At 61.6% G+C, this 24,296-nt stretch carries 21 protein-coding genes and 1 pseudogene; 9 read left to right on the forward strand and 13 right to left on the reverse strand.

The window, feature by feature from the left end; genetic code table 11:
- The first annotated feature begins 1 nt into the window (after position 1).
- The gene (locus tag KHO23_RS33265; RefSeq protein ID WP_211617128.1) at positions 2–733 is read left to right on the forward strand and encodes a phosphorylase; all 732 of its coding nucleotides are present in this window, start codon (positions 2–4) and stop codon (positions 731–733) included.
- A 391-nt stretch (positions 734–1,124) separates the two neighbouring features.
- Here KHO23_RS33265 and KHO23_RS33270 read toward each other — a convergent pair whose 3' ends face one another.
- Positions 1,125–2,099 carry an MlaA family lipoprotein gene (locus KHO23_RS33270; RefSeq protein WP_211617130.1) on the reverse strand — a complete coding sequence of 325 codons (975 nt, stop codon included), beginning with the start codon at positions 2,097–2,099 and terminating at the stop codon, positions 1,125–1,127.
- A gap of 2 nt (positions 2,100–2,101) precedes the next feature.
- Positions 2,102–4,717, reverse strand: a complete 2,616-nt coding sequence (gene hpnN, locus KHO23_RS33275; RefSeq protein WP_211617132.1) for a hopanoid transporter HpnN — start codon at positions 4,715–4,717, stop codon at positions 2,102–2,104.
- Positions 4,718–4,929: 212 nt separating this feature from the next.
- Between hpnN and KHO23_RS33280 the strand changes: the two genes are divergently transcribed.
- Complete coding sequence (locus tag KHO23_RS33280; protein WP_211617134.1) at positions 4,930–5,535, forward strand: MlaC/ttg2D family ABC transporter substrate-binding protein; 606 nt, start codon at positions 4,930–4,932, stop codon at positions 5,533–5,535.
- Between the two features lie 99 nt (positions 5,536–5,634).
- On the opposite strand, the gene hpnH is transcribed toward KHO23_RS33280, so the two are convergent.
- Entirely contained in the window at positions 5,635–6,795 is a 1,161-nt protein-coding gene (gene hpnH / locus KHO23_RS33285) for an adenosyl-hopene transferase HpnH (protein WP_211617136.1), read from the reverse strand.
- Positions 6,796–6,805: 10 nt separating this feature from the next.
- The gene (ispH, locus tag KHO23_RS33290; RefSeq protein ID WP_211617138.1) at positions 6,806–7,750 is read right to left on the reverse strand and encodes a 4-hydroxy-3-methylbut-2-enyl diphosphate reductase; all 945 of its coding nucleotides are present in this window, start codon (positions 7,748–7,750) and stop codon (positions 6,806–6,808) included.
- Between the two features lie 398 nt (positions 7,751–8,148).
- Between ispH and KHO23_RS33295 the strand changes: the two genes are divergently transcribed.
- The gene (locus KHO23_RS33295; protein WP_211617140.1) at positions 8,149–9,321 is read left to right on the forward strand and encodes a glycosyltransferase; all 1,173 of its coding nucleotides are present in this window, start codon (positions 8,149–8,151) and stop codon (positions 9,319–9,321) included.
- 74 nt (positions 9,322–9,395) lie between these two features.
- On the opposite strand, the gene KHO23_RS33300 is transcribed toward KHO23_RS33295, so the two are convergent.
- Positions 9,396–9,965, reverse strand: a complete 570-nt coding sequence (locus KHO23_RS33300) for a hypothetical protein (protein WP_211617142.1) — start codon at positions 9,963–9,965, stop codon at positions 9,396–9,398.
- A gap of 142 nt (positions 9,966–10,107) precedes the next feature.
- Positions 10,108–11,118, reverse strand: a complete 1,011-nt coding sequence (gene hpnA, locus KHO23_RS33305; RefSeq protein WP_211617144.1) for a hopanoid-associated sugar epimerase — start codon at positions 11,116–11,118, stop codon at positions 10,108–10,110.
- A 176-nt stretch (positions 11,119–11,294) separates the two neighbouring features.
- On the opposite strand from hpnA, the gene KHO23_RS33310 reads away from it, so the two are divergent.
- Positions 11,295–11,588, forward strand: coding sequence for an acylphosphatase (locus KHO23_RS33310; RefSeq protein WP_120293712.1), 294 nt, complete (start codon positions 11,295–11,297; stop codon positions 11,586–11,588).
- A gap of 25 nt (positions 11,589–11,613) precedes the next feature.
- Here KHO23_RS33310 and egtD read toward each other — a convergent pair whose 3' ends face one another.
- A complete protein-coding gene (gene egtD, locus KHO23_RS33315; protein ID WP_211617146.1) occupies positions 11,614–12,597 on the reverse strand; it encodes an L-histidine N(alpha)-methyltransferase in 984 nt (327 codons plus the stop codon).
- Between the two features lie 598 nt (positions 12,598–13,195).
- Here egtD and rarD point away from each other — a divergent pair.
- Positions 13,196–14,092, forward strand: coding sequence for an EamA family transporter RarD (gene rarD / locus KHO23_RS33320; protein ID WP_211617148.1), 897 nt, complete (start codon positions 13,196–13,198; stop codon positions 14,090–14,092).
- 66 nt (positions 14,093–14,158) lie between these two features.
- Here rarD and KHO23_RS33325 read toward each other — a convergent pair whose 3' ends face one another.
- Entirely contained in the window at positions 14,159–14,698 is a 540-nt protein-coding gene (locus KHO23_RS33325; protein ID WP_211617150.1) for an Mpo1 family 2-hydroxy fatty acid dioxygenase, read from the reverse strand.
- Between the two features lie 91 nt (positions 14,699–14,789).
- Here KHO23_RS33325 and KHO23_RS33330 point away from each other — a divergent pair, with 91 nt between their 5' ends.
- Positions 14,790–15,512: a Crp/Fnr family transcriptional regulator gene (locus KHO23_RS33330; protein ID WP_211617152.1), complete on the forward strand. Its 723-nt coding sequence runs from the start codon at positions 14,790–14,792 to the stop codon at positions 15,510–15,512.
- Between the two features lie 360 nt (positions 15,513–15,872).
- Here the strand turns inward: KHO23_RS33330 and KHO23_RS33335 are convergent, their stop codons facing one another.
- The 5 genes from KHO23_RS33335 to KHO23_RS33355 all read right to left on the reverse strand — a co-directional run bounded on the left by KHO23_RS33335 (position 15,873) and on the right by KHO23_RS33355 (position 20,845).
- Complete coding sequence (locus tag KHO23_RS33335) at positions 15,873–16,757, reverse strand: 4-hydroxy-tetrahydrodipicolinate synthase family protein (RefSeq protein WP_211617154.1); 885 nt, start codon at positions 16,755–16,757, stop codon at positions 15,873–15,875.
- Positions 16,758–16,759: 2 nt separating this feature from the next.
- A complete protein-coding gene (locus KHO23_RS33340; RefSeq protein WP_211617156.1) occupies positions 16,760–17,101 on the reverse strand; it encodes a hypothetical protein in 342 nt (113 codons plus the stop codon).
- A 195-nt stretch (positions 17,102–17,296) separates the two neighbouring features.
- Entirely contained in the window at positions 17,297–17,668 is a 372-nt protein-coding gene (locus KHO23_RS33345; RefSeq protein WP_211617158.1) for a hypothetical protein, read from the reverse strand.
- Positions 17,669–17,857: 189 nt separating this feature from the next.
- The gene (locus KHO23_RS33350; protein WP_211617159.1) at positions 17,858–19,249 is read right to left on the reverse strand and encodes an aspartate aminotransferase family protein; all 1,392 of its coding nucleotides are present in this window, start codon (positions 19,247–19,249) and stop codon (positions 17,858–17,860) included.
- Between the two features lie 123 nt (positions 19,250–19,372).
- Positions 19,373–20,845, reverse strand: a complete 1,473-nt coding sequence (locus tag KHO23_RS33355) for an aldehyde dehydrogenase (protein WP_211617165.1) — start codon at positions 20,843–20,845, stop codon at positions 19,373–19,375.
- 486 nt (positions 20,846–21,331) lie between these two features.
- Here KHO23_RS33355 and KHO23_RS33360 point away from each other — a divergent pair, with 486 nt between their 5' ends.
- From KHO23_RS33360 to KHO23_RS33370, 3 genes and pseudogenes are all read left to right on the forward strand, one after another.
- The gene (locus KHO23_RS33360) at positions 21,332–22,666 is read left to right on the forward strand and encodes a glutamine synthetase family protein (protein ID WP_211617161.1); all 1,335 of its coding nucleotides are present in this window, start codon (positions 21,332–21,334) and stop codon (positions 22,664–22,666) included.
- Between the two features lie 97 nt (positions 22,667–22,763).
- Entirely contained in the window at positions 22,764–23,897 is a 1,134-nt protein-coding gene (locus KHO23_RS33365) for a polyamine ABC transporter substrate-binding protein (protein WP_211617163.1), read from the forward strand.
- Positions 23,898–24,116: 219 nt separating this feature from the next.
- Positions 24,117–24,296, forward strand: a pseudogene (locus tag KHO23_RS33370) (polyamine ABC transporter ATP-binding protein); the annotation flags it as partial.

A 24,296-nucleotide genomic window follows, 5' to 3' on the forward strand; every position in this document is an offset into this window, starting at 1 on the left:
GATGGCGTTTTCGACAACGCCGGCGGCCCACGCCGGCCACAGCACGTTGCCGGTGATCGTGGTGACGGGGATGGCCTTTGAAGCGCGCATCGCGCGTGGCAAGGGTGTCGAGGTGGTCTATGCGGCGCGTGCCGATCTGCTTGAGCGGGCGTTGAGCGCGGCGGTTGCGCGCGGCTGCTCAGGGATCGTCAGCTTCGGGACGGCCGGTGGGTTGGCGCCCGATCTTGAGCCGGGCGGGCTGATCGTCGCGGAGGCTGTTGAAGGGCCGTTTGGGCGGCTCGAGACCGATCGGGCATGGGCTGACAGGCTCGCTGCCGCGCTGTCGACTGGGCCGCTTGTGGCGCGGCTGCGGCGTGGGTTGATGGCGGCTGTGACTGCGCCTTTGGTGACTGCTGAGGATAAGCGTGTGTTGCATCGTTCCACCGGGGCTTTGGCTGTCGACATGGAGTCGCATATTGCCGGGGCGACGGCTGCCGCTCATGGTTTGCCGTTTGCAGTGTGCCGGGCGATTGTTGATCCGGCATGGCGGACGTTGCCTTCTGCCGCTACCGCGGGTTTGCGGGATGATGGGACTACGGCGTTAGGGCCGATTTTGCGGGAGTTGTTGCGGCAGCCGGCGCAGATTGGCGCGCTGATTCAGGTTGCTGTCGATGCGCGGGCGGCGCGGATGTCGCTGGTGCAGGCTCGGCATGCTATGGGGGAGGCGGGGGTTTTGAGGTTGGGGAGGGGCTAGGTTTTTGGCCTTTCCTTGTTTTGTTAGTGGTCTATTTGCGTTGCCCCTGTGCGGGGCGGCACCTACTTTTCTTTGCCTGCCGCAAAGAAAAGTAGGCAAAAGAAAGCGGCTCACACCGCTAGCTCATAAGCGGGGCCCTCGCGCAGCCACGGTAGTGGTGCATCTGGAATCCGTGCTCTCGCACATTCGGCGTGAGTGACAAGGGCGTCATACTTCCGGCGGCGCTGCGCGCGCCGACGCGTATTTCATAGATCCATCTGCTCGGTTTTGCGCGCGGGCCTTACTTCATGCCGCGGCCTTGCCGTTTCTTGTGCCAATCTCCCCGCTCGTTATTCAGTACCCCGCACGCTTTGCGGGTCGGGGTACCTTATTTCATCCCTTATTTCATCCCTTATTGGGTCGCTGGTGCGGCTTCCTGCGGTTTCTTGTCCGTCGGCGCCGGTGTCATTGCGCCCGATGCTGCATCGGGTGCCGCCGCTGGGGCGGTCGGTGTGTCGCCTGGGTCAGTGTAGTTCGGTACGCCTGCCGGGGTGCCCGTGGCGCTTCCTGATGCCGCGTTGGGGGCCTCCGCTGCGTCGCCAGGGTCCGAGTAGTTCGGTACACCTGCCGCCGCGTCCGAAGCACCCTTGGCAGGCGCGGCCGCGCCGGAGTCGCCCTGGTCGTCGTAATTCGGGAGCGGCGCGGCGTTGTCGCCCGTACCACGCAGACGCGCCTTACGCTGCTGTGTATAGGCGTCGCGAACGAACGAATACTTGTCCAGCGCGGCTTGCTCCAGCAAGCTGGATGCGCCCAGCAAGTCGGAACGCACGCTCACGAATTGCAGCACGTACAGCGGGTTGCGCACCGCCGGCTCAATGTAGTTCAACGGGTTGAACTTCACATCCACCACCAGACCCGCGCTGTCACGCACCGTGCTCGGGCCGAAGAGCGGCAACACAAGGTAAGGACCCGACGGGATGCCCCAGTGGCCCAGCGTCAAACCGAAATCCTGGTGGTGCTTCGGCAGGCCGGCCGGCGTCGCCCAGTCGATCAGACCGCCGAGTCCAAAGGTCGAGTTGAGCGCGAAACGCACGAGATCCTCGGTCGCGTCTGTGATCTTCAGTTGCAACAGGTTGTTGGCGACGTTGGTCAGGTCGCCCAGATTCGAGAAGAAGTTACTCACCGCCGTGCGCAACGGCTGCGGTGTCACCTTTTGATAACCCTTGGCGACCGGAACGGCGATGAAGCGGTCCACGCCGTCATTGAAATTGAAAATCACGCGGTTTGCCGGCTCGAACGGGTCGCCCGGCTTGCGGTCGGGACCGGTCGCGCAGCCAGAAATCAAACCGGTGACGGTAAGCGCCAGCACAGTGGTTCGCAGCTTCATGCTTATATTCCTTTGTGCTTCGCGCGACGTGGGCGCGGCTTGCCCATCAGTACAGGTTGGAACACCACCGCGCCGATCAGGGTGCAAAACAGCGAGAGCGCCAGCAAGCGTCCCATACTCGACGTCCCCGGATGGTGCGATAGCCAAAGGCTGCCGAACGCCGTCGCCGTGGTCGCCGCACTGAACAACACAGCATGCGTGAGACTCGACTGCAAAAGGCTGGTCTGGCCGTGGCGCCACGCCATCACGAAGTAAATCTTGAATGCCACGCCGACGCCCAGCATCAACGGCAACGCAATGATATTCGCGAAGTTCAGCGGCATGCCGAACACCACGCACAACTCCAACGTTACCAGTGCCGACACCAGCAGCGGAACCAGGGTGCGCAGCATATCGCCAAGCCGCCGCAGCGCAATCCACAGCAGAATCGCAATCGACAGCAAAGCCCAACCGGCGGCCTGCAGGAACGCTTTGATGATCGTGTCCGCGGAATGCAGGATCGAAATCGGGCCGCCGATCGCACCCGGCTCGGCTTTCTTCACCGAATGCGCAAAGCTCGCGAGCGCCGTGTCGTCGCTCGGATCGGCGCCGGGTTTGACCTTCGGCGCGATGTCGACGAGCGCGCGGCCGTCCTTCGAGACCCAGCTCGCGGAGATCTCCTTGGGCAGGTTGTCGCGGGTAATCTCGGTCGGCTGTAGCAGATCCGCCAGTTGCTTCAGCGCGATGCGCAGCGGCTCGGACATCGCGGTTTCGGCACGGTCCCGCGTGGCGGCGTCGGTGGCGGCCAGCTTTTGCAGCGTCGCGGACAGATGCTGGGCTTCGGCGGCGCCCGGGCCCGGGTGGTCGTCGGCGGCGAGCGAGAGCTGGTTCGACGCGCGCTTCAATGCGGCGACGCGCACGGCGTCTGTGGCTTGAGGCGCGGGCTGCTGCAGGAGCGCGGGCAAGAGTTGCTGCGCTGCACTTGCAATCAGCATCAGCTTTTGCTGCTGCTCGGCCGGAACGAAGGTGTCCAGCGTGGTCACGCGGCCCACTTCCGGCAAGGCGCGCAGACGTGCGGCCTTCTGATCCGCGTCGGCAAGCGTGGGCGCCAGCACACTCACGTTGTTGACCGCCGCTTCCGGTGAATCCTTCAGCGACAGCAGCGTTGCCATCGATTCCGTATGCGGATCCTTCAGATGCAACGGGTTGAAGTCGAAACGCAAATGCGTGAGCAACGGCGCCGCACCGATCACGACGATGAGCGTACCGATCAGCACCGGCCGGCGGTGACGATCGAGGAAATCGTCGACGGGGGCGAGTTGCTTGAAGCCGGGCGAAACGGGCTCGGCCGGCGGGTTGAAGACTTTCAGCAGCGCCGGCAGCAGCGTCATGTTGGTGAAGTACGCGACGAACATGCCGACGCCTGCGATCTCGCCCAATTCCGACACGCCGCGGTAAGCCGTCGGCAGGAACGAGAAGAAGCTCAGCGCGACCGCCACGGCAGCGAGCGTCAGCGGCACGCCAATGCTGTGCGCGGTATGCATGAGGGCGGCGGAAAGACGATTGTCCCGATTGCGCTCCTCACGATATTTGACGCCGAACTGCACGCCGAAATCGACCCCGAGTCCCACGAACAGCACCATGAAGGCGACCGAAATCATGTTCAGCGCGCCGACCAGCAGCAGGCCGAGCGCCGCGGTGATCGCGAGCCCGACGAACAGCGTGATGAACACGGCGACGATCATGCGGCCCGAACGCAGCGCCAGCCACAGAATGACCAGCACGACGATGAAGGTGCCGATGCCGTTGAGTACGGCGCCGTCCTGAACCGAGGCGAATTCCTCGTCCGCGAGAGGTTGTTCGCCGGTCAGGCGGACCGATGCGCCATAGCGCGTATCGAGGTGCAGCGAGGCGGCGGTGTCGCGGATCGCTTTCGACGCGGTTGCCCCCGGCTCCAGCGCGTCGTAGTTCACAACCGGCTGCACCGTGACGAAAGCGCGCGCCGGCTCCGTGGCGGCGCTCTTATCGACCAGTGCGCGCCACGAGAACGCCGCCGGTTGGCCGGCCAGCACGCGATCGAGCGTGGTTGCGCTTTGCGACAGCAAATGACTCATGTCGGCCAGCTTCACCTGACCGAGTTGCAGCGGCAGCAACAGGCTCGTGGTGAGCGTGCCGGCGAGGCCGGTCAGGCTTGGATCGTGCGCGAGGGCATTGACGAGCGGGCGTGACTGAACGAGTTGCGACGTGGTCGAGAGGACTTCATCGGTCGACGGGAACAGCAGACCATTGTGTTCGAAGAACGGACCGCCGGCCGGCTGCGAAACCGCGACGAACTCCTTCGGATCGGCTTTGAGCGCGGCCGTCAGGGCATTGGCGCCAGCATCGGCAAACTCCGGTGCGCGGGCTTCGACCACCACCAGCACGGTTTGACCGCGATCGGGGAAGGCCGCGTCCATGGCATTTTCGAGCGACGACCATTGCTTGTCGGTTTCGACAAGACGGCTGATATCCGTGTTGATCTTGAAGTTGTAGACGACATAGAAGCTGCTCAATACGGCGAGCACGAGTGACAGGGCGATGATCCGTGACGGATGACGCACCGAATAGGCGACGAGACGGACAATAGATGACTTCAGCATGTAGGCGGAGGTGGCCTTATCACGGACGGTGTTTTTGACGAAAGTGCACAAGTATACAGAGCCGGAGCCACTCGGCTCCACTTCAGTAGCAAGGCCGGTTCCCCGGCGGCGCGGCGGGGGCGGGAACGCAATATCGGTATACTGGTCTATCCTGCTTCCGCTGCGGGCTCGCGAGCCCGCCGGCGCTTACTTCTTGGGGTTTAGGCGAGCGTATGAAACGTTATCTTTCTGCTTTTCTGGCTGCGGCCGTGGTGTCCACTGCGGCATATGCGCAAAGCGCGCCTGATGCGGTCGTGAAGAGTGCTGTCGAAGGCACCGTTGCCGCGATGAAGGCCGATCCGCAAGCGCGCGGCGGCGATATGGCGAAGATTACCGACCTGGTTCAATCGCGATTTGTGCCGGCTACCGATTTTCAGCGGACCACGCGGATCGCGGTGGGGAAGGCATGGAGCACGGCAACCCCTGAGCAGCAGAAGCAGTTATACGACCAGTTTACGCTGCTGCTGGTACGCACCTACGCGGCATCGCTTTCGCAGTTGCGGGATCAGGACGTGAAGTTCAAGTTTTTGCCCGTCAATGCCGCGGCCGGCTCCAAGGACCTGGTTGTGCAGTCGCACGTGATCAGCAATGGCGGCGATGATGCCATCGATTACCGCCTGACCAAGGGCGCCAACGGCTGGAAGATTTACGACATCAACATGATGGGCGCCTGGCTGATTCAGGTCTATCAGACGCAATTTTCCGATCAGATTTCCAAAGGCGGCATTGATGGTCTGATCAAGTTCCTGACCGCGCATAACGCACGAAGCGCAGGCTGAGTTCACGCAAAAAGAAAAAGCGCGGTGGCAATCAGGCCACCGCGCTTTTTTTCTGCAGCATGCGCATCATGGGGCGGATGAAGCCGCCCCAACGAGAGCTTAGTGTGCGGAAGCGGAAGCCGCCGTCTGCACCTTCTTGCCCTTACCCGCGCGACCAATCTCTTCGAGCTTGATCTCGACGTGCCGCGAGAACACGTACTCGGCGGGACGCTGCTTGTCCAAAGCAATATCCTTGGTGAAGGCGCCGGAAGTCTTCGGGCCGCGCAGGCTAACCCTCAAAGCCTTCAACGGATGCGCCACCGTGTCCATCACGGCAGTCGCTTCGAAGCCGCAGTGCACCATGCAATCCGCGCACTTCTCATAGTTGCCCGTGCCGTACTTTTCCCACTCCGTGGTTTCCATCAGTTCCTTGAAGGTCTTCACGTAGCCTTCGCCGACCAGATAGCACGGCTTCTGCCAGCCGAACACGGTACGCGCCGGGTTGCCCCAAGGCGTGCACTCGTATGTCTGATTGCCGGCCAGGAAGTCGAGGAACATGCCCGACTGGCTGAACGACCAGTTCTTGCCGTTGTTGCCGCGCTTGAAAATCTCGCGGAACAGGTGCTTGGTCTTGTCGCGGTTCAGGAAGTGCTGCTGATCCGGCGCACGCTCATACGCATAACCCGGCGAGACGGTGATGCCGTCCACACCCATCGGGCCGAGCGTGTCGAAGAACGCGGCAACGCGTTCCGGCACGGCGTCGTTGAACAACGTGCAGTTGATGTTCACGCGGAAACCACGGCGCTTCGCTTCCTTGATGGCGGCGACAGCCTTGTCGTACACGCCTTCCTGCGACACCGAGTGATCGTGCGCCTGCTGGTCGCCGTCCAGGTGAACCGACCAGACGAAGTACGGATTCGGCTCGTAGTCGTCCATCTTCTTTTCCATCAGCAACGCGTTCGTGCACAGGTACACGAACTTCTTGCGCGCGATGATGCCCTTCACGATCTGGGGCATTTCCTTGTGCAGGAGCGGCTCGCCGCCGGCGATCGACACAACCGGTGCGCCGCATTCGTCGACTGCGCCAAGGCATTCTTCGAGCGACAGACGCTGATTCAGGATGGGATCCGGATAATCGATCTTGCCGCAGCCATTGCAGGCAAGATTGCAGCGGAACAGCGGCTCCAGCATCAATGCGAGCGGGTAGCGTTTGGTGCCAGAGAGATGCTGACGCATGATGTAAGCGCCAACCCGGACTTTCTGTAGCAGCGGAATAGACAAGATGTCCTCCTTAAACTTCGCGTGCAGCGAGTGGTTGCATCAGTTTCGATGGCAACTTGAATTCGACTTTCTCTTCACGGCCCGCCATCGTCGTGACATCGACGGGCCCCAATGCGCGCAGCGCATCGATTACGTTCTTCACCATCTCTTCCGGCGCCGAAGCACCGGCCGTGATGCCGACAGTCTGCACGTTGGCAAACCACTCCGGCTTCACTTCCGAACCGTCGGCGACGAGATAACTCGCCACGCCGCTTTCGCTGCCGATCTCGCGCAGCCGGTTCGAGTTCGAACTGTTGGTTGCGCCGACTACCAGCAGCACCTCGACCTCTTTGCTCAACTCGCGCACCGCGGCCTGGCGGTTTTGCGTGGCGTAGCAGATGTCGCGCGTGTCGGGACCGACCATGTCGGTGAAACGGCGCAGCAGGGCGTCGATGATGCCACGTGTGTCGTCGACCGATAGCGTGGTTTGCGTGACGTACGCAAGCGGCGTATCGAGCGGCAGGTCCAGATGCGCGACTTCAGCCTCGCTCTGCACCAGCAGCACCTTGCCGGGAATCTGGCCGATCGTGCCTTCCACTTCCGGATGGCCCGCGTGGCCAATCAGGATCAGGGTGCGGCCTGCCGCCACATATTGGCGCCCTTGCACGTGAACCTTGGTCACGAGCGGGCAGGTCGCGTCGAGCACGTCGAGGCCGCGTTGTTCGGCGTCACGTTCGACAGTCTGCGCGACACCATGCGCGCTGAAAATCGCCACAGCGCCTTGCGGCACCTCGTCGAGTTCCTCGACAAAGCGCGCCCCCTTCTGGCGCAGGTTATCCACCACGTGGCGATTGTGAACAATCTCGTGGCGAACATACACGGGCGCACCGTGTTGCTGTAACGCGCGATCGACGATCTCGATTGCGCGAACAACACCCGCACAAAAGCCGCGGGGCTGAGCAAGGATGACTCGCATAAATTGGCGAACTCCGACTGACGCGGGTTTCGAAGAAGTCGGTAAATATGACTTTATCGCCGCGACCATCTATTTAGTTGACGTCTTGAGCCCCGGCGACGAGCCGGTACAGCAAAACCAAACGCGCATTCTAACGCTATCAGCCCGGCTTTGCTCTGGTGCCCCGCCAAGGTGTTGGGACAGCGCCGCGCCGTGGGCTCGCCGGCCCGCGCCGCGTCCATGGAGCATGCGCGAATGCTTGGGTGGCAATGCGTGGTGGCAATGCGTGGTGGCAATGATTACACGCTGCACCTGTTTGGCGGAACCCTTAAACTACGTGGTCCTGCGGCGCACGTACGCGCGTCACATTACAGAATGGTTTCAAGACTCGCCGGATGTTCACTCGAGGGTAATGCTTAATGGCGGTGGCTCTGTTTCTTCTTTCGTGTCTTTCACTGCTTGTGTGGTGCGTGTTGCTGTTCGCCCGTGGTGGTTTCTGGCGGGCGCGCCCCGCTGCGCCGCTCACGCTCGAACCGCATAAAACGTGGCCTGCGGTTGTCGCTGTGGTGCCGGCACGCAATGAGGTCGATGTCATTGCACAAGCGGTCACCACCTTGCTCGAGCAGGACTATCCGGGCGAATTCCACGTCGTCGTCGTCGACGACCACAGCACCGACGGCACCGCCGACGCCGCCCGCGCGGTCGCGTTGCAACTGCATTGCCCCGACCGCCTGACGGTTTTGAGCGCGAAGCCGCTGCCGCCGGGCTGGTCCGGCAAGGTGTGGGCGCAGTCGCAAGGAATCGAAGCGGTGCGCACGCTCGGCCTGCCTGCCGATTTCCTGCTGCTCACCGACGCGGACATCGGCCATCCCGCCGACGCCGTCGCGCAACTCGTCGCCCGTGCGGACGCGGAAAAGCGCGACCTTGTCTCGCTGATGGTCCGTCTGCGTTGCGATTCGTTCTGGGAGAAGGCGCTGATTCCGGCCTTCGTGTTCTTCTTCGCCAAGCTGTATCCGTTCTCGTGGGTCAACAACCCGCGCAACCGCACGGCCGCGGCGGCGGGCGGCTGCATGCTGGTCCGGCGCAGCGCGCTCGAAGAGGCGGGCGGCATCGAGTCGATCCGCGCGGAGCTGATCGACGATTGCAGTCTCGCCGCACGCATCAAGCATCGCGGCACGGGGCGTCATCCGATCCGTCTGGATGTGGCGGCGCGCAGCGTGTCGCTGCGTCCTTACGATAGCTGGCGTGACATCTGGAACATGATTGCGCGCACGGCCTTTACGCAGTTGCGTTACTCGCCGCTGCTGCTGGCGGGCACGCTTCTGGGCATGACGATCATCTATCTGCTGCCGCCGGTGGCCGCGCTGGTGCTCGGCCCGCAGGGCGCGCCCGCGTGGCTTGCCTGGGCGCTCATGTGCTGCGCTTATGCGCCGATGCTCAGCTATTACCGCCGTTCGCCGCTGTGGGCGCCGTTTCTGCCGCTAGTGGCGTTGTTCTATGTCGGCGCGACGTTTGCGTCGGCGGTACGCTACTGGCGCGGCAAGGGCGGCCAATGGAAGGCGCGGGTGCAGGCACCGGTGCAGGAGCGCTGAGGCGCTCGGCCGGAGATGTGTTGGACGAAAAAAACGGCGCTCTCAGGCGCCGTTTTTTTACATCGACCTTTACATCAGCCCTTGGTGAGCATCATGTACATCTGGATCACCATGTCGGGCGAGAACGTGAACGGCACCCAGCCGTGGCCGGTGTGACGCATCACCAGCAGACGGTCGCCATTCGACTGTTTCTGCACGGCCATCACGGGATTCTTCGTCGAGACGAAGCGCCAGCCCGACGGAATGCCCGGCGGCGGTTCCGGCGTCATTGAGGCACGCGCGTTCGACAATTCCTCGATCAACTGTCCGATCTGCTCGGCACGCAGCGCGACCGTCTGGCCGCCAATGGTCATCGTGATCTCGTTTTGCGCGGGGCGGTTGATTTCGAGCGTGGGCTGCAACTGGGCAGCCGTCTCTTCGCCGGAGGCCGGTGCCGGCTCCGCTGTTTCTACCGCGACCGCCGCTGCTTCAGGCGCCACGTCTTCCGCTGTCGATCCGGACGCGACGTGATTCGCCACCGGCACTTCCTGCCCGGCGGTTACTGCGGGTGTCTCGGGGATGTTTTCGGCCTGCGGGGCCACGACAGCCTGGATGAGCTGATCGACGCCCATTTCCAGCGCGCCGAGCTGTTCGTGAAGATTCATGCGAGGTTTCTCTGGTAAGACCCACGATTTTACCTGCTGCGCGTAGGCTTTTACCTGTCGCAAACACAGTGACGTTGTAACAAAGTGCATGCAGGCCACACCGGATCGCCCGGCGCGGCCTGGCCGGACCGTCATGCACGCATCAGGACTTCAAATATCCGGCTTGTTTGAACCATTCGATCGCATCGCTCAAGCCCTCGCGATAGGGCCGCGCGCGATAGCCGAGCTCCCGTTCCGCTTTCGCTGACGTGAAGTACATCTTGTTCTTCGACATTTTCAAACCGTCGACGGTGAGGAACGGTTCGCGCTTCGTGATCTTGGCGACCGCTTCGGCGCCCGCGGCGAGCGGATAGAGTGGCCAGCGCGGCAAACTCAAGGTCGGCGCCTTGCGGCCGGTCAGCGCCGCGATATCCGCGAGCATCTGTTGCAGCGGCAGATTTTCGCCGCCGAGAATGTAGCGCTCGCCGATCTTGCCACGTTCGAGCGCGAGGAAATGGCCGGCGGCCACGTCATCCACATGCACGAGGTTCAGCCCCGTATCGACGAACGCGGGAATCTTGCCGAGCGCCGCTTCGACGATGATGCGCCCGGTCGGCGTCGGCTTGACGTCGCGCGGACCGATCGGCGTGGACGGATTGACGATCACGGCCGGCAGGCCGTCCTCGGCGATCATGCGCTCCACCGCGCGTTCGGCCAGCACCTTGCTGCGCTTGTACACGCCGATCGCCTGGTCGGCTTTGAGCGGCGAACCCTCGTCCGCTGACTGGCCGGAGCTGGTGACTTTCAACGTCGCCACGCTGCTCGTATAGACGATGCGCTCGACCCCTTCCTTCAGCGCGGCGCGCATGGTTGCCTCGGTGCCTTCGAGATTCGAGCGCTCGATTTCGCTCGGGTCCGGCGCCCACAGGCGGTAGTCGGCAGCGACGTGCAGCAGATAACGCACGCCGCGCAGCGCGTTGCGCATCGACGCTTCGTCGCGCATGTCGCCGACCACGATTTCCGCATCCAGCGCCTCGACGTTTTTGCGCGGACTGGTGGCGCGCACCAGCACGCGCACCTTGAAACCCTTCTGCTGCGCGATGCGCGCCACCGACGAGCCGACGAAGCCGGAAGCGCCGGTCACGAGCACGAGATCGCGATTCTGTTCGGTCATTCTGTTTCATTCCCTGCGTGACAGTCGACGGATTGTACGTGTCGCGCGCGCCGCGTGTCGCGCCGGGCGGCTCAGGTGTGCAGGGGAACTGAGATACCGCCGAGCATTCTCGTCACGACGCGACTAGAATGCCGGCTTGAAAGATTTACGTTGCATGGGATAGAGGAGAGGACGGCATGGCCCCGGATCTGGATCAGCGGATCGAAACGTATTACGTGCGGGTGCGCGGCACTGTGCAGGGCGTAGGCTTTCGCCACGCCACTGTGCGGCAGGCCCACGCACTCGGTATCAAAGGATGGGTGGCGAATCTCGACGACGGCTCCGTTGAAGCGATGTTGCAAGGCTCGGCCAACCAGGTCGACCGGATGCTGTCATGGCTGCGTCACGGGCCGCCGGCGGCGCGCGTCACCGAGGTGACCGGTGAAGAGCGCGCGACGGAAAAGCGTTTTGAGCGTTTTGAGCAGCACTGAGGTGGCACTGCGGTGGCAATGAGCGCTAGCGCGCCACCAGCAAACTCTCCGCAAAGCCCCATCCGTCTTCGATCCACTGATGGCTGCACACGAAGCCGGCGTCGTCGGCGATCGCGGGCACCTCGTCGGCGCGATATTTGTGGCTGCTCTCGGTCCAGATCGTTTCGCCTGCTTTGAGCGAGACCGTCAATTGCGCGGCGCCCACGTGCGCCGTGACATCGCGCTTCGCCCGCAGATGCATCTCGATGCTGCGCGCGTCCGGATTGAAGCGCGCGACGTGCTCGAACGCATCGAGCGGAAAATCGCCTTCGAGTTCGCGATTGACGCGCGCCAGCAGATTCAGATTGAACGACGCGGTCACGCCGATCGCATCGTCGTAGGCAGCCACGAGCACCGGCGTCGGCTTGATCAGGTCCGTGCCGAGCAGTAGCGCATCGCCGGGCGCCAGCATGTTGCGGATATCGCGCAGAAAACGCGTCGCCGCGAGTCTGCCGAAATTACCGATCGTACTGCCAAGGAACAGCACGAGTAACCGTTCGTCCGCCGCGCGGCTCTTGCTCACCTCGGCCAGTCCCGCCAGGTAATCGCGTTCATAGCCAACGATCGAGATCCGCTCGATGTCGCCAAGCTCGCGCCTGCATAACTGCAACGCGCTGCGCGAAATTTCAATCGGGCAGTAGGAAGTGGGGCGTTTTTTACACAACGCTTCCAGAATACGCCGCGTTTTGCGCCCGCTGCCGCTGCCCAGTTCGGCGACAGTCACGTCGTGCGGCAGATGCGCGACGATATCCGCCGCGTGCTTCGCAAGCAGCCGCTCCTCGGCGCGCGTCACGCCGTATTCGGGCAGTACGGTGATCACTTCGAATAGTGCGGAGCCGACTTCGTCATACAGATACTTCGACGGCAGTTCTTTTTGCGGTGCGTGGGTGAGTCCGGCGCGTACTTCGGCGGCGAAGGCGGCGCGTAGCAGATCGGGCGATGCGTCGTGCGAGAGGGCTGGCTGGGTCATGCTGGCTCCAGTAGTCACATTCGATGAGCGGGGTTGCAGGCCAGGCGGCGGCATGCGCGATGAAATGCAGTTGATGCATGCCGCGAGCAAGAAGGGCTGGCCCGGTCCGCGTGGACTGTCTTGGCCGGCCCGGCGTATTGATGCTGCAGGCGACGATTGAAAATGTTCGTTGCAACGGAGATCGAGGACGTCTCGGATGACGTTGCAAACGGTGTCGCCAGACTTCGTAGCAAGATTCGCGCTTGAACAACTGCACGGGAGGTTGCCGGTGTTGCAGTTGCGGATTCACCTGGCGCGCGTGAAGTTATGTTCTAGTGCATCGGCGAGCGATGTGCACGGGAAAAATTGCTGCTCTTTGCAGGGACCGCGCGGGCACCTTGGCCGGGAACCCGTCTAGAATGCCCGCTTGCATCGCCTATCGAAGATAAAAACGCAGCGCTTGAACCGTACGGTCAGCCGCACTGCCAATCTGTGAGACTTCACTTCTAATGAGAACAACTCGAGGCGCGCAGCCGTATGCTGCGCCGCACACGCCCGCATCTACATCCGCTCGCGCATCTGCACCGCTTGCCAAACCGATTGCACCACGGGTCGCGCAATGAACCAGTATGACCCAAAGCGCGGGATCGCGTTGTCGGTCGGCGCGTCGGCAATGTTCGCTTTACTGTCCGCTTACGCCAAGCTGCTTGCGCCGCTGAGCGGCCTCGACATTTTCGCGTGGCGCGTCGTGTGGACCGTGCCCGGCGCGCTGTTGCTGATCGTGCTGCGCAAACGCCTGCCGATTCTCCGGCAGCTTCTTTACCGCATGGTGACGGAGCCGAAGCTCGGCGCGGCGATGGTTGTCAGCGCGGTTTTGCTTGGCGCGCAGCTATGGGTGTTTCTATGGGCGCCGCTGCATGGGCGCATGCTTGAAGTCTCGCTCGGCTATTTTCTGCTGCCGCTCGTGATGGTGCTGGTGGGCCGCTTCTATTATCACGAGCGCCTCGACGGTCTGCAGTGGCTCGCTGTGATATTCGCCGCTTTGGGCGTCGCGCACGAACTGTGGATGACGGGTGCCTTTTCGTGGCCCACCTTGCTCGTCGCGCTCGGCTATCCGCCGTACTTCGTGCTGCGCCGCAAAATCAACCAGGATTCGCTGGCCATGTTCACAGTGGAAATGGCGCTGCTGTTGCCGGCGGCGGCTGTGTTCGTCGTCATCGGCGGGTCGCTCGCGGAGATCGGCGGCCGTATCGACATGTGGTGCTTGCTGTTGCCAGGGCTCGGCGCGCTCAGCACCATTGCGCTGGCTTCGTATCTGAAGGCGAGCCGCTTATTGCCGATCGCATTGTTCGGCATCCTCGGGTATGTCGAGCCGGTGTTGCTCGTGTTTGTCTCGATCACGTTGCTCGGCGAGACGCTCAGCACGACACAGTTGGCCACGTATATTCCGATCTGGATCGCGGTTGCGCTGACGGCGTTGCACAGTGTGCGGCTCGTTGGGTTTGCGCCGCGCTAAGCCGTGTTGGTTGAGTTGGGGCGGTGCGCAGTATTGAGCTTTGCCCGCTGAATCACGCGCCGCGGTTCAGCGATGCGCTGCCGCGCGATCCGCATTGATACGCGTCGCACCGACCTGCGCCTCGATCGCTTCGCGCAGCGCCGGCCGCCAGCCAAAACCGAACAACGCTTCAGCGAGCACAAATGGCGGCCCGATCAACAGGCCGATCACATCGTCGACAAAGGCCGGCTTGCGATGTTCGTAGGCGACATGGCCGATGAACTGAAACACCCAGCCGACCACGAAAAGTCCAATGCCCGAGGCAAGCCAGGTGAGCGTCGTTTGCGCGGCGAGCCACTGTCCGCATGCAACGCACACTACCGATACCACGGCCATCATCACGCCGAGCGGCACGTCGAGCACGAGGTAATAGACGGTCGCCGCGGCGAACAGCACCCACGCGAGCGATACGGTAAGCGGCAGCGCACCCAGGCTAAAAGCCGGCCGGCTCAACAACACCGCCAGCGCCAGCACGATCATCGGAATGCCAATGAAATGCGTGGCGATATTGCGCCGGTCGCGATGATAGGCCGCGTATTGCGTAAGCTGTTGCGTCAGCGTTCTCATGGATGCCGCTCCTCAATCAAAGTCAGCATAATCGCGGGCAGTGAAATATGAAACCATCGGGTAACCGACAATCGGGCAAGAATACCGTTCTATGACCGCGCGTCTTTCATCACAGGAGCTTGCCACGCGGCTCGAGCGCAGCGCGTGGTTCCGCTCGGCGCCGGCCGCCATGCAGGCGCAGTTGATCCAGGCGGGGCGTGTTGAGCGCCTGGCGGCCGGCGAACGGCTCTTCACGCGCGGCGATTCCGACGACGGCCTCTACGCCGTGCTCGACGGTCTGGTGCGAATCGGTGCCGCAAGTTCGGCCGGCAAGGAAGCGTTGCTTGCGGTCATCGAGCCGGTCAACTGGTTCGGCGAAATCGCGCTGTTCGATAACCGCCCGCGAACCCACGACGCGTATGCCGAACGCGATTCCGAGTTGTTTCATGTACCGCGCGCCGCGCTTGCCACGCTGCTTCAACGCACGCCCGAGTATTGGCACGTTTTCGGTTTGTTGTTGACGCAAAAGCTGCGCCTCGCTTTCGATGCGATTGAAGAAGCCGCCTTACTTCCCGCCGCGCCGCGCGTGGCACGCCGGCTGCTGTTGATGGCAGGCGGCTACGGCGAACCCGGCGCACTGCGGCGTGTGCTCAAAGTGCCGCAGGAGGACCTGGCGATGATGCTGGCTTTGTCGCGGCAGACGATCAATCAGGTGCTCAAGCAGTTCGAAACGCAGGGCGCGTTGAAGCTAGGCTATGCGGAAATCGAAATCGCGGATGTGCAGAAGCTCAGCGCGCTAGCCGATCTGAATCCGGCAGGAGATGGATCGAACTGAGTCGCGCTGAGGTTACGCGCGAGCACACATCTTTATAAGCATTTTACGGCGCACCCCTATTTCTTTGGCGATTCGCTACACCAAGCCCGGTAAGGTCGATGCACCCCGGTCAGGAAGCGAACCTATGCATGGAAATAGCGCTCTGGATGGTGTGCAAACACAACGAAACCTTAAGCCGAAGTCCGGCTTGAAGGTCATGCATCGCGGCGATGCTCTTCTCGCTTGCGGCGGCATCGCAAGCCGCCGACGCGCAGTCGGTGCTGGCCGCGCCAACTGCGGCGCCTGCACGTAACTGTGCGACGAATGATGAACCGATTCGTGGCGCAGTTACGTGCACATTGAAGTGCAACCTGCTATTCGTTAGCTCATCGCCCCCGCAAACTCGGCCCGCAGGTCCTGCAACCTGTCGCGCGCGGTGCTCAGCCGCTCGACGAGTTGTGCGGACGCGCGCGCAATCGGCATGCGCGTCTCGTCCGTCATCGAATGATCGAATGCCAGCATCGCCTTGATCGCGGATGGATTAGGCGCCGAGAACAGCAGACGCAACACGGGCAGCAAGCTGGCGAACAGATTGCGCGCCTCTGCGTCGCGATCGGTTGCGATTAATTCCTGTACCGCAACAAGAAGATCCGCGCAAACATGCGCGCTTGCCAGGATGCCGCCTGTGCCGCCGTTGTTCAGACAGTCGTCCAATGCTTCGTCGGTGCCACATAGCACGTTGATCGGCAGGCCGCGCAACTTGCCGAAGTGCTCCTTCACGCATTCCTTGATCGCGACGATGTTTCCGTGCTCGACGAGGCGCGCAACCGTGTCCGGCTCGATCGTTACGCCGGTTCGATGCGGCACGTTGTACAAAACGATAGGGCGTTCGGTGGCGAGTGCGATCTGTTCGAAATGCCATTGCACACCGGCCTGATCCGGACAGACGTACGACGGTGCAGACACCAGGTAGCCCGCACAGTCCCGGCGCTCGTAGCGCTGAATATCGTGCAGGACGTCGCGCGTATTGGAGCCGCCGACGCCGATCAGCATCGGCAAACGGCTGCCGATCACATCCGTCAGCGCCTGCAGCACGGTGAGGCGCTCGGATTCCTGTAACAAAGCGGCTTCGCCGGTCGTGCTCAAGGCGACAAAACCGCTGATCTCCGTACGCAGGGTATTGTCCGCGAGGCGCTGTAACGCGTCGACGTCGACTTCTCCGTTACGCAACGGTGTAACGATGGGCAGCCAGATACCTGAAAACATGATTAGCGCCCCTTTGCGACGGTGTGGCGGCGCTTCAGTGGTCCAATCATTGCCGCGGGCAGCGTCGAAATCAGCGTATGCAAGGTGAAGTCGAGGTCGTCGAGCGCAATGTCGAGTTGCACGCGGACTTCTTCGCGCACGGCCTCCGTGCTGACCACATACACGCCGAGCGGAGAACGAAGCAGAGTGCGGAGCTGCGTGCCGGGAAGATCGTGCGAGGGGTGGGGCAGGGTCACCTGCAAGCGGGCGCGGGCCGTGGGGAAGGGAATGACATTGTTGCGCCGGACCGGCGGCGTGCTGAGCGGCTGCGTTTCGAAGCTGTCGATTGATTGCGTGAGTGCCATTTAATGCGGCGTTCGTTGACGCCATGGTTGATCAAGACAGTTCGAGATTAGACGTCCGCGAGTAAACGCAGTGCAAAAATTGGGGTGTCAAAGGAAAAAAAGGCGAGTCATCAGACTCGCCCTCCCTGAACGGCACAGTTCGGCTTCGATTAACTACGCATGCGTGGCCGATGCGTGCCGAAAGCCGATCACGTGTTATTGCGTTTTCGTCGTGTCGGTCTTTGCGCCGTCGGCTTTTGCCGGGGCAGTGCTGGCCTCTTTCGCGCTGTCCGTCTTGGTCTTGCTTGCGCTGGTGTCGACAGTGGCCTTCTTGGTGGCTTTATGGGCCTTTGCCGTGTGGCTGGTGGAAGCCTTCTTCACGTGCGACTTCGTCGCGGCTTTGGTCGGCGCTTTCGTGGCGCTAGCGCCTTCTTCCGTTGCGCTGTTTTGCACGGCGGTGCTCGCCTTCAGATTGGCTTGACCGGCGGGTTGCGTTTGGGCGGGTTGCGCGGCCGACGGCGCAGCGGTTTGTGCGAATGCGGTCGACACGACGAGAGCGGATGCGAGAGCGGCGAAAAGCGTCTTCATGATGTAACTCCTGGTTTAACCGGTGGTTCTTTGTGTCGCGGCTGAAATGTTTCAGCGCTGCCGGTTTAACGCAGGCGGGAAGACAACAGTTGACGGTGCTCTGGTGACAAAACGTAACGGCGGATACATATTGCCAGGCGCAATTCGACCGCCCGCGGCTTCACGGGCGGTCGATCACACCGAACAGGATCAACGGGTACTGCCGAATACCTTCTGTGCAGTCGCATCGACGGCCTGCTGCATCTTGTCGACCAGTTCGTCGATCTGCGCGTGGTCGATCACGAGCGGCGGGGCGACGATCAGACGGCCGTTCGTCGAGCGCACGATGGCGCCCAGTTCGAAGCCGACAGTCCGGCTATGCCAGGTCAACTCGGCTTCGTCGCTAAAGCGCTCGCGCGTGGCCTTATTCTTCGTGAGCTGTATCGCGGCCACCGCGCCCACACCCTGGATCTCACCGATCATCGGATGACCGGCGAATGCATCACGCAAAGCATTCTGCAGATACGGGCCGGTGTCGTTCTTCGTGCGCTCGACAAGATTTTCGCTCTGGAGGACATCGAGGTTGGCCAGCGCGACCGCCGCCGCGACCGGGTGACCTGAATAGGTCAATCCGTGCGCGTAGACACCGCCTTTTTCCACAAGCGCTTCGCCGATCTGCCGACTCATCACCAGGCCGCCCATCGGCACGTAGCCCGACGTCAGACCCTTCGCAATACAGATCAAATCCGGTTCGAAGCCGAAATGCCGGTGCGCGAACCATTCTCCGGTTCGCCCGAAACCGCCAATCACCTCGTCCGCGCACAACAGCACGTCGTACTGACGGCAAATGCGCTGGATCTCCTGCCAGTAGCCGTCCGGCGGAAAGATCATGCCGCCCGCCCCCTGAAACGGCTCGGCGACAAAGGCGCCGACCCGGTCCGCACCCAGTTCGAGAATCTTCTTTTCGAGCGACAACGCGGCTTGTTTGCCGAATGCTTCGGGGCTCAGATCGCCACCGTTCGCATACCAGTACGGTTCGTCGACGTGCGTCACATTCGGAATCGGCAGGTCGCCCATCTCATGCATGAAGGCCATGCCGCCCAGCGACGCGCTGCCGACGGTCGACCCGTGATAGCCATTGATTCGCCCAATCAGAACCTTCTTACCGGGCTGGCCCATGATGCCCCAGTACCGCCGCACCGTACGAATGAGCACTTCATTCGCCTCAGAGCCGGAGTTCGTGTACACGACATGACTAAACCGATCGCCCAGCAATGAGAACAGCCGCTCCGACAATTCAATCACGGCGGGATGCGTGGTGTGAAAGAACATGTTGTAGTACGACAGTTCCTTCATTTGCCGTGAAGCGGCGTCGATCAGTTCCTGACGGCCGTAACCGACGTTGGTGCACCAGAGGCCAGACATGCCGTCGATGTAACGGTTGCCGTCGTTATCCCAGAGATAGACACCTTCGCCTCGAACCATCACGCGCGGCCCTTCGTTATTCAGGGCTTTCTGATCGACGAAGGCGTGCAGGTGATGGGCTGCATCGCTCTGTTGGTAATCGCGGGTGGCGCGGTGCGGAAAATTGGGCGCATTCATGTTCAAGGTTCCAGTTGTGTAACAGACGGATTTCGCCTTTCACGTCCGGCGCGGCGGGTGGGCTGCACCTGGACTGTGCTCTCAGGCTGGGTACAGGTTGGTTTCAGGCAGTCGATCGCCGGATCAGTAGGTAATCCACGTCGTCTTGAGCCCCGTGTATTTGTCGAGTGCATGTAACGACAGATCGCGGCCGAACCCCGATTGGCGGAAACCGCCAAACGGGGTCTGCGCGCTGAGTGCGTCGACGGTATTGACGGAAACGGTGCCGGCACGCAAGCGCGACGCCACGCGATGTGCGCGTGACAGGCCGCCTGTCCAGACCGATGCGGCGAGTCCATAGATCGAATCGTTGGCGAGCGCGATCGCCTCGTCTTCGGTATCGAATTTGAGAACCGACAGGACCGGCCCGAAGATTTCCTCTCGCGCGATCGGATCGTTTGCGTTGACATCGACAAAGATGGTCGGCTCGACGAAATAACCCTTGCCGTCGACAAGCCGCGTTCCGCCGCCGGTCGCCAGCGTCGAGCTCGTGCGCCCCCGCTCGATCCATCCTTTTACCCGGTCAAACTGCGCACGGTCGACGATCGCGCCCATGCCGCTGGCAGGATCAAGCGGGTCGCCCGGCATGAAGTCGAGCGAATGGGTGATCAGGCGATCGACAAATTCATCATGGATCGAGCGATGCACCAGCAGTCGTGAATTAGCCGAACACACCTCGCCCTGGTTGAAGAAGATGCCGAAGCACGCCTTGCGGGCCGCAAGATCGAGATCCTCCACATCGTCGAAAACCAGATTCGGACTCTTGCCGCCGCATTCGAGCCAGACCTGCTTCATATTCGATTGCGCGGCGTATTCGAGAAACTTTTTGCCGACGGCTGTCGATCCCGTGAAGGCCAGGACGTCGACGTCCGGATGCAATCCGAGCGCGCGTCCTGCGGTCTCTCCGAACCCGGGCACGACGTTCAGCACGCCCGGTGGCAGTCCGGCCTCGAGCGCGAGTTCTGCGAGACGCAGTGCGGACAGCGGCGATTGCTCCGCGGGCTTGAGCACGACGCTATTGCCCGCCGCAAGTGCGGGTGCAATTTTCCAGGCCACCATATCGAGCGGGAAATTCCATGGCACGACTGCGCCGACCACGCCGAGCGGCTCTCTCGTGACAACAGCGAGATTGCCCGGATCGGTCGATGCAACCTCGCCGTTCACTTTGTCTATCGCCTCGCCATACCAGCAGAACAGGCTGCTTGCGGCCGGCACGTCGATCTCGAAGGCGTCGGCCACGCGTTTGCCCATGTTGAGCGAGTCGAGCAGGGCGAGCTCTTCGCCGTGGGACGCAATCAATGCACCTAACCGGCACAGGACGCGCTTGCGTTCCGCCGGCGGACAGCGCGACCAATGCCCTGCATCGAACGAAGCACGGGCCGCACGAACGGCTTCGTTCACATCTGCCATGCCGCAGGATGCAACGTGGGCAATCACCTTCTCGGTCGCCGGATTGATCGCCTCGAAGGTCTCGCCGTCTCGAGCGTCTGTGAAGCGACCGTCAATGTGTGCCTGCGCTCGTGGGAGAACTTCTGCGGCCAGTCGCCGCCAGTCCATAGGGTTGTGGATATCAGCTGAAGAATGACTCAAGGAATAACTCCGGTCTGGAAATGGGCAGGACTACCCGCCCATCTCGTGTATCGATGATCGAGACAGCGACTGCTCTGACACCCTACTGTCGATCAACAAAAAGGGACCGGAAAGAACATATTTGCTCTTCATTGCATCTGTTTTTCCTATTCATTTCCAAAGTTGCATTTCTTTCCGGTCTCTTTCGATGTTTCGTTGCTCGAACGCGGGAACAGATTGTGAACACGCATTGATAGGCGAGGAAAAGTCGGGATGATTTTGCATCTAAAAAAACTATCCACAAGGTAGGAAAACTATTTTTATTCAATAAATGCGCGATGCTACGCTCCATCCGTCGTTAGCCGCAGTCCCCTTGCATCTGGAGGATCCGTGGTACCAGGAACGACATGTTGTAAGAGCCGCGCGCACAGAAAACGCTGTGCGTTGCGTCGGTGGGGAGACGGATAAAGAGCCATGAACGAGATCGACGAATTCCTGAAGAAGAACCGCGTCACCGAGATCGAAGCGATCATTCCGGATATGGCCGGGATCGCACGCGGCAAGATCATTCCGCGCAGCAAGTTCGAATCCGGCGAGTCCATGCGCTTGCCGCAGGCGGTGATGATCCAGACCGTCACAGGCGACTATCCGGAAGACGGCACGCTCACCGGCGTCACCGACCCGGACATGGTGTGCGTGCCCGACGCCAGCACCATCCGCATGATTCCGTGGGCAGTCGATCCGACCGCCCAGGTGATTCACGATTGCGTTCACTTCGACGGCACGCCCGTTGCGATCTCGCCGCGCCGTGTGCTGCGCCGCGTGCTCGAACTCTACAAGGCCACGGGCTGGAAGCCGGTGATCGCGCCCGAACTCGAGTTCTATCTGGTCGACATGAACAAGGACCCGGATCTGCCGCTGCAACCGCCCATCGGTCGCACGGGCCGTCCGGAGACCGGACGCCAGGCGTATTCGATCGAAGCGGTCAACGAATTCGATCCGCTGTTCGAAGACATCTATGAATACTGCGAGGTGCAGGAACTGGAAGTCGACACGCTGATTCACGAAGTCGGCGCCGCGCAGATGGAAATCAACTTCATGCACGGCGATCCGCTGAAGCTTGCCGACAGCGTGTTCCTGTTCAAGCGCACGGTGCGTGAAGCCGCGCTGCGTCACAAGATGTACGCGACCTTCATGGCCAAGCCGATGGAAGGCGAACCGGGCTCGGCCATGCACATGCACCAGAGCCTCGTGGACGAGGAAACCGGCCACAACCTGTTCACCGGTGCGGACGGCAAGCCCACGTCGCTCTTCACCGGTTATATCGCCGGCCTGCAGAAGTACACGCCGGCACTGATGCCGATTTTCGCGCCGTACATCAACTCGTATCGCCGCCTGTCGCGCTTCATGGCTGCGCCGATCAACGTGGCATGGGGTTACGACAACCGCACGGTGGGTTTCCGGATTCCGCATTCGGGCCCGGCCGCGCGCCGCATCGAAAACCGCATTCCGGGTGTGGACTGCAATCCGTATCTGGCGATCGCAGCGACGCTGGCGGCCGGCTATGTTGGCATGACGCAAAATCTGCAGCCGACCGAGCCGCTGCTCAGCGACGGTTACGAGTTGCCGTACCAGTTGCCGCGCAATCTGGAAGAGGGGTTGACGCTGATGGGCGCGTGCGAACCGATGGCCGAGATTCTCGGCGAGAAATTCGTCAAGGCCTACCTGGCACTGAAAGAAACCGAATACGAAGCGTTTTTCCGCGTGATCAGTTCGTGGGAACGCCGGCATTTGCTGCTGCACGTTTAAGGCCACGCCACAACCCGGCTTGTCTCAACGCCAATTTCGTCCGGCAAGAGCACTGAGAGACGCTCGCACCGGCTTCTTTATTTACTAGGGGAACATCATGAGCGCTTGTCATTCTGGACGTCGTCTACACCGTGCAGCCACGGGGGCTGCGCTACTCGCTGTCACCAGCCTCTGCGCGCTGTCGGTCACGCCGGCGCTTGCAGCCGACACGGAACTGAATGTCTACAACTGGTCGGACTATATCGCCAAGGACACGGTTGCGAACTTCGAGAAGCAGGACGGTATCAAGGTCAAGTACGACAACTACGATAGCGACGACACGCTACAGGCCAAACTGCTCGCCGGCAGTTCCGGCTACGACATCGTGGTCCCGACGTCGAACTATATGGCCAAGCAGATTCAGGCTGGCGTGTACCAGAAGCTGGACAAATCGAAACTCCCGAATCTGGCCAACCTGGACCCCACGTTGATGAAAATCATCAGCGAGGCTGATCCGGGCAACCAGTACGGTGCGCCCTACGCGTACGGCACCGACGGCATCGGCTACAACGTGCAGGCCGTCCAGAAAGCCCTGGGCGCGGATGCTCCCGTTGACAGCTGGGCACTGGTGCTTGATCCGGCGTACATCTCCAAGTTGAAGAGCTGCGGCGTGTCGTTCCTCGATCAGCCCGTTGACGTGTTCGCCGCCACACTGCAATACATGCACAAGGATCCGAACAGCACCAATCCGGGCGACTATCAGGCCGCCTTTGACGTGCTGAAGAAGGTCCGTCCGTACATTACACAGTTCAACTCGTCGGGTTACATCAACGACCTCGCGAACAACGACATTTGCGTCACGCTCGGCTGGTCGGGCGACGTCGGCATCGCTCACCGCCGTGCGCAGGAAGCCAGGCGTTCATACGAGATCAAGTTTGGCAATGTAAAGGAAGGCGGCCTGGTGTGGTTCGATGTGATGGTGATTCCGAAGGATGCACCGCACCCCGAAGCGGCACTCGCATGGATTAACTACATCGAGGACCCGAAAGTTAATGCGGCCATTACCAACGAGGTTTTCTACCCGACCGCCAATGTCCCCGCGCGCCAGTTCGTCACGCCAGCGGTTTTGCATGACCAGGGTGTGTACCCGCCGGCGGATGTGCTGAAGAAGATGACCCTGTTGAAGCCCTTGCCGACTGACATCCTTCGCCTTGAAAACCGTCTTTGGGCCCAGCTGAAAACAGGGCACTAAACAGTTACCCACAGCCAATAAGCTCATCGATACCTTCGCAGCAGGGGGCGCTTGATCCCTGCTCGCCTGAAAGAAGCAGCACAGTAGTCAGCCTGCGCGCTATCAGGGTCCCACCTGCGCGCAGTCCCATGTTTCCCGATCGCAGCACACCTCGCAAGTCGCTTATGGCGTCTGGCACGGGACCGCTCACGTCTGCGATCCGCAAGGAATGTTTACGCCATGAAATCGACGCCCCTAAACAGCACTACGCCAGTGGCCCGTCAAACGGCCAAAGCTAAAACAAAGTCCGACGAATTCGTCCGCATCGAAAACGTCGTGAAGAAATTCGGCGACAGCACGGCTGTCGACAACGTCAGTCTGAACATCGCCAAGAACGAACTGTTCGCACTGCTCGGCAGC

This window comes from Paraburkholderia haematera (genome assembly GCF_905220975.1).
GTDB classification, from domain to species: Bacteria; Pseudomonadota; Gammaproteobacteria; order Burkholderiales; family Burkholderiaceae; genus Paraburkholderia; species Paraburkholderia haematera.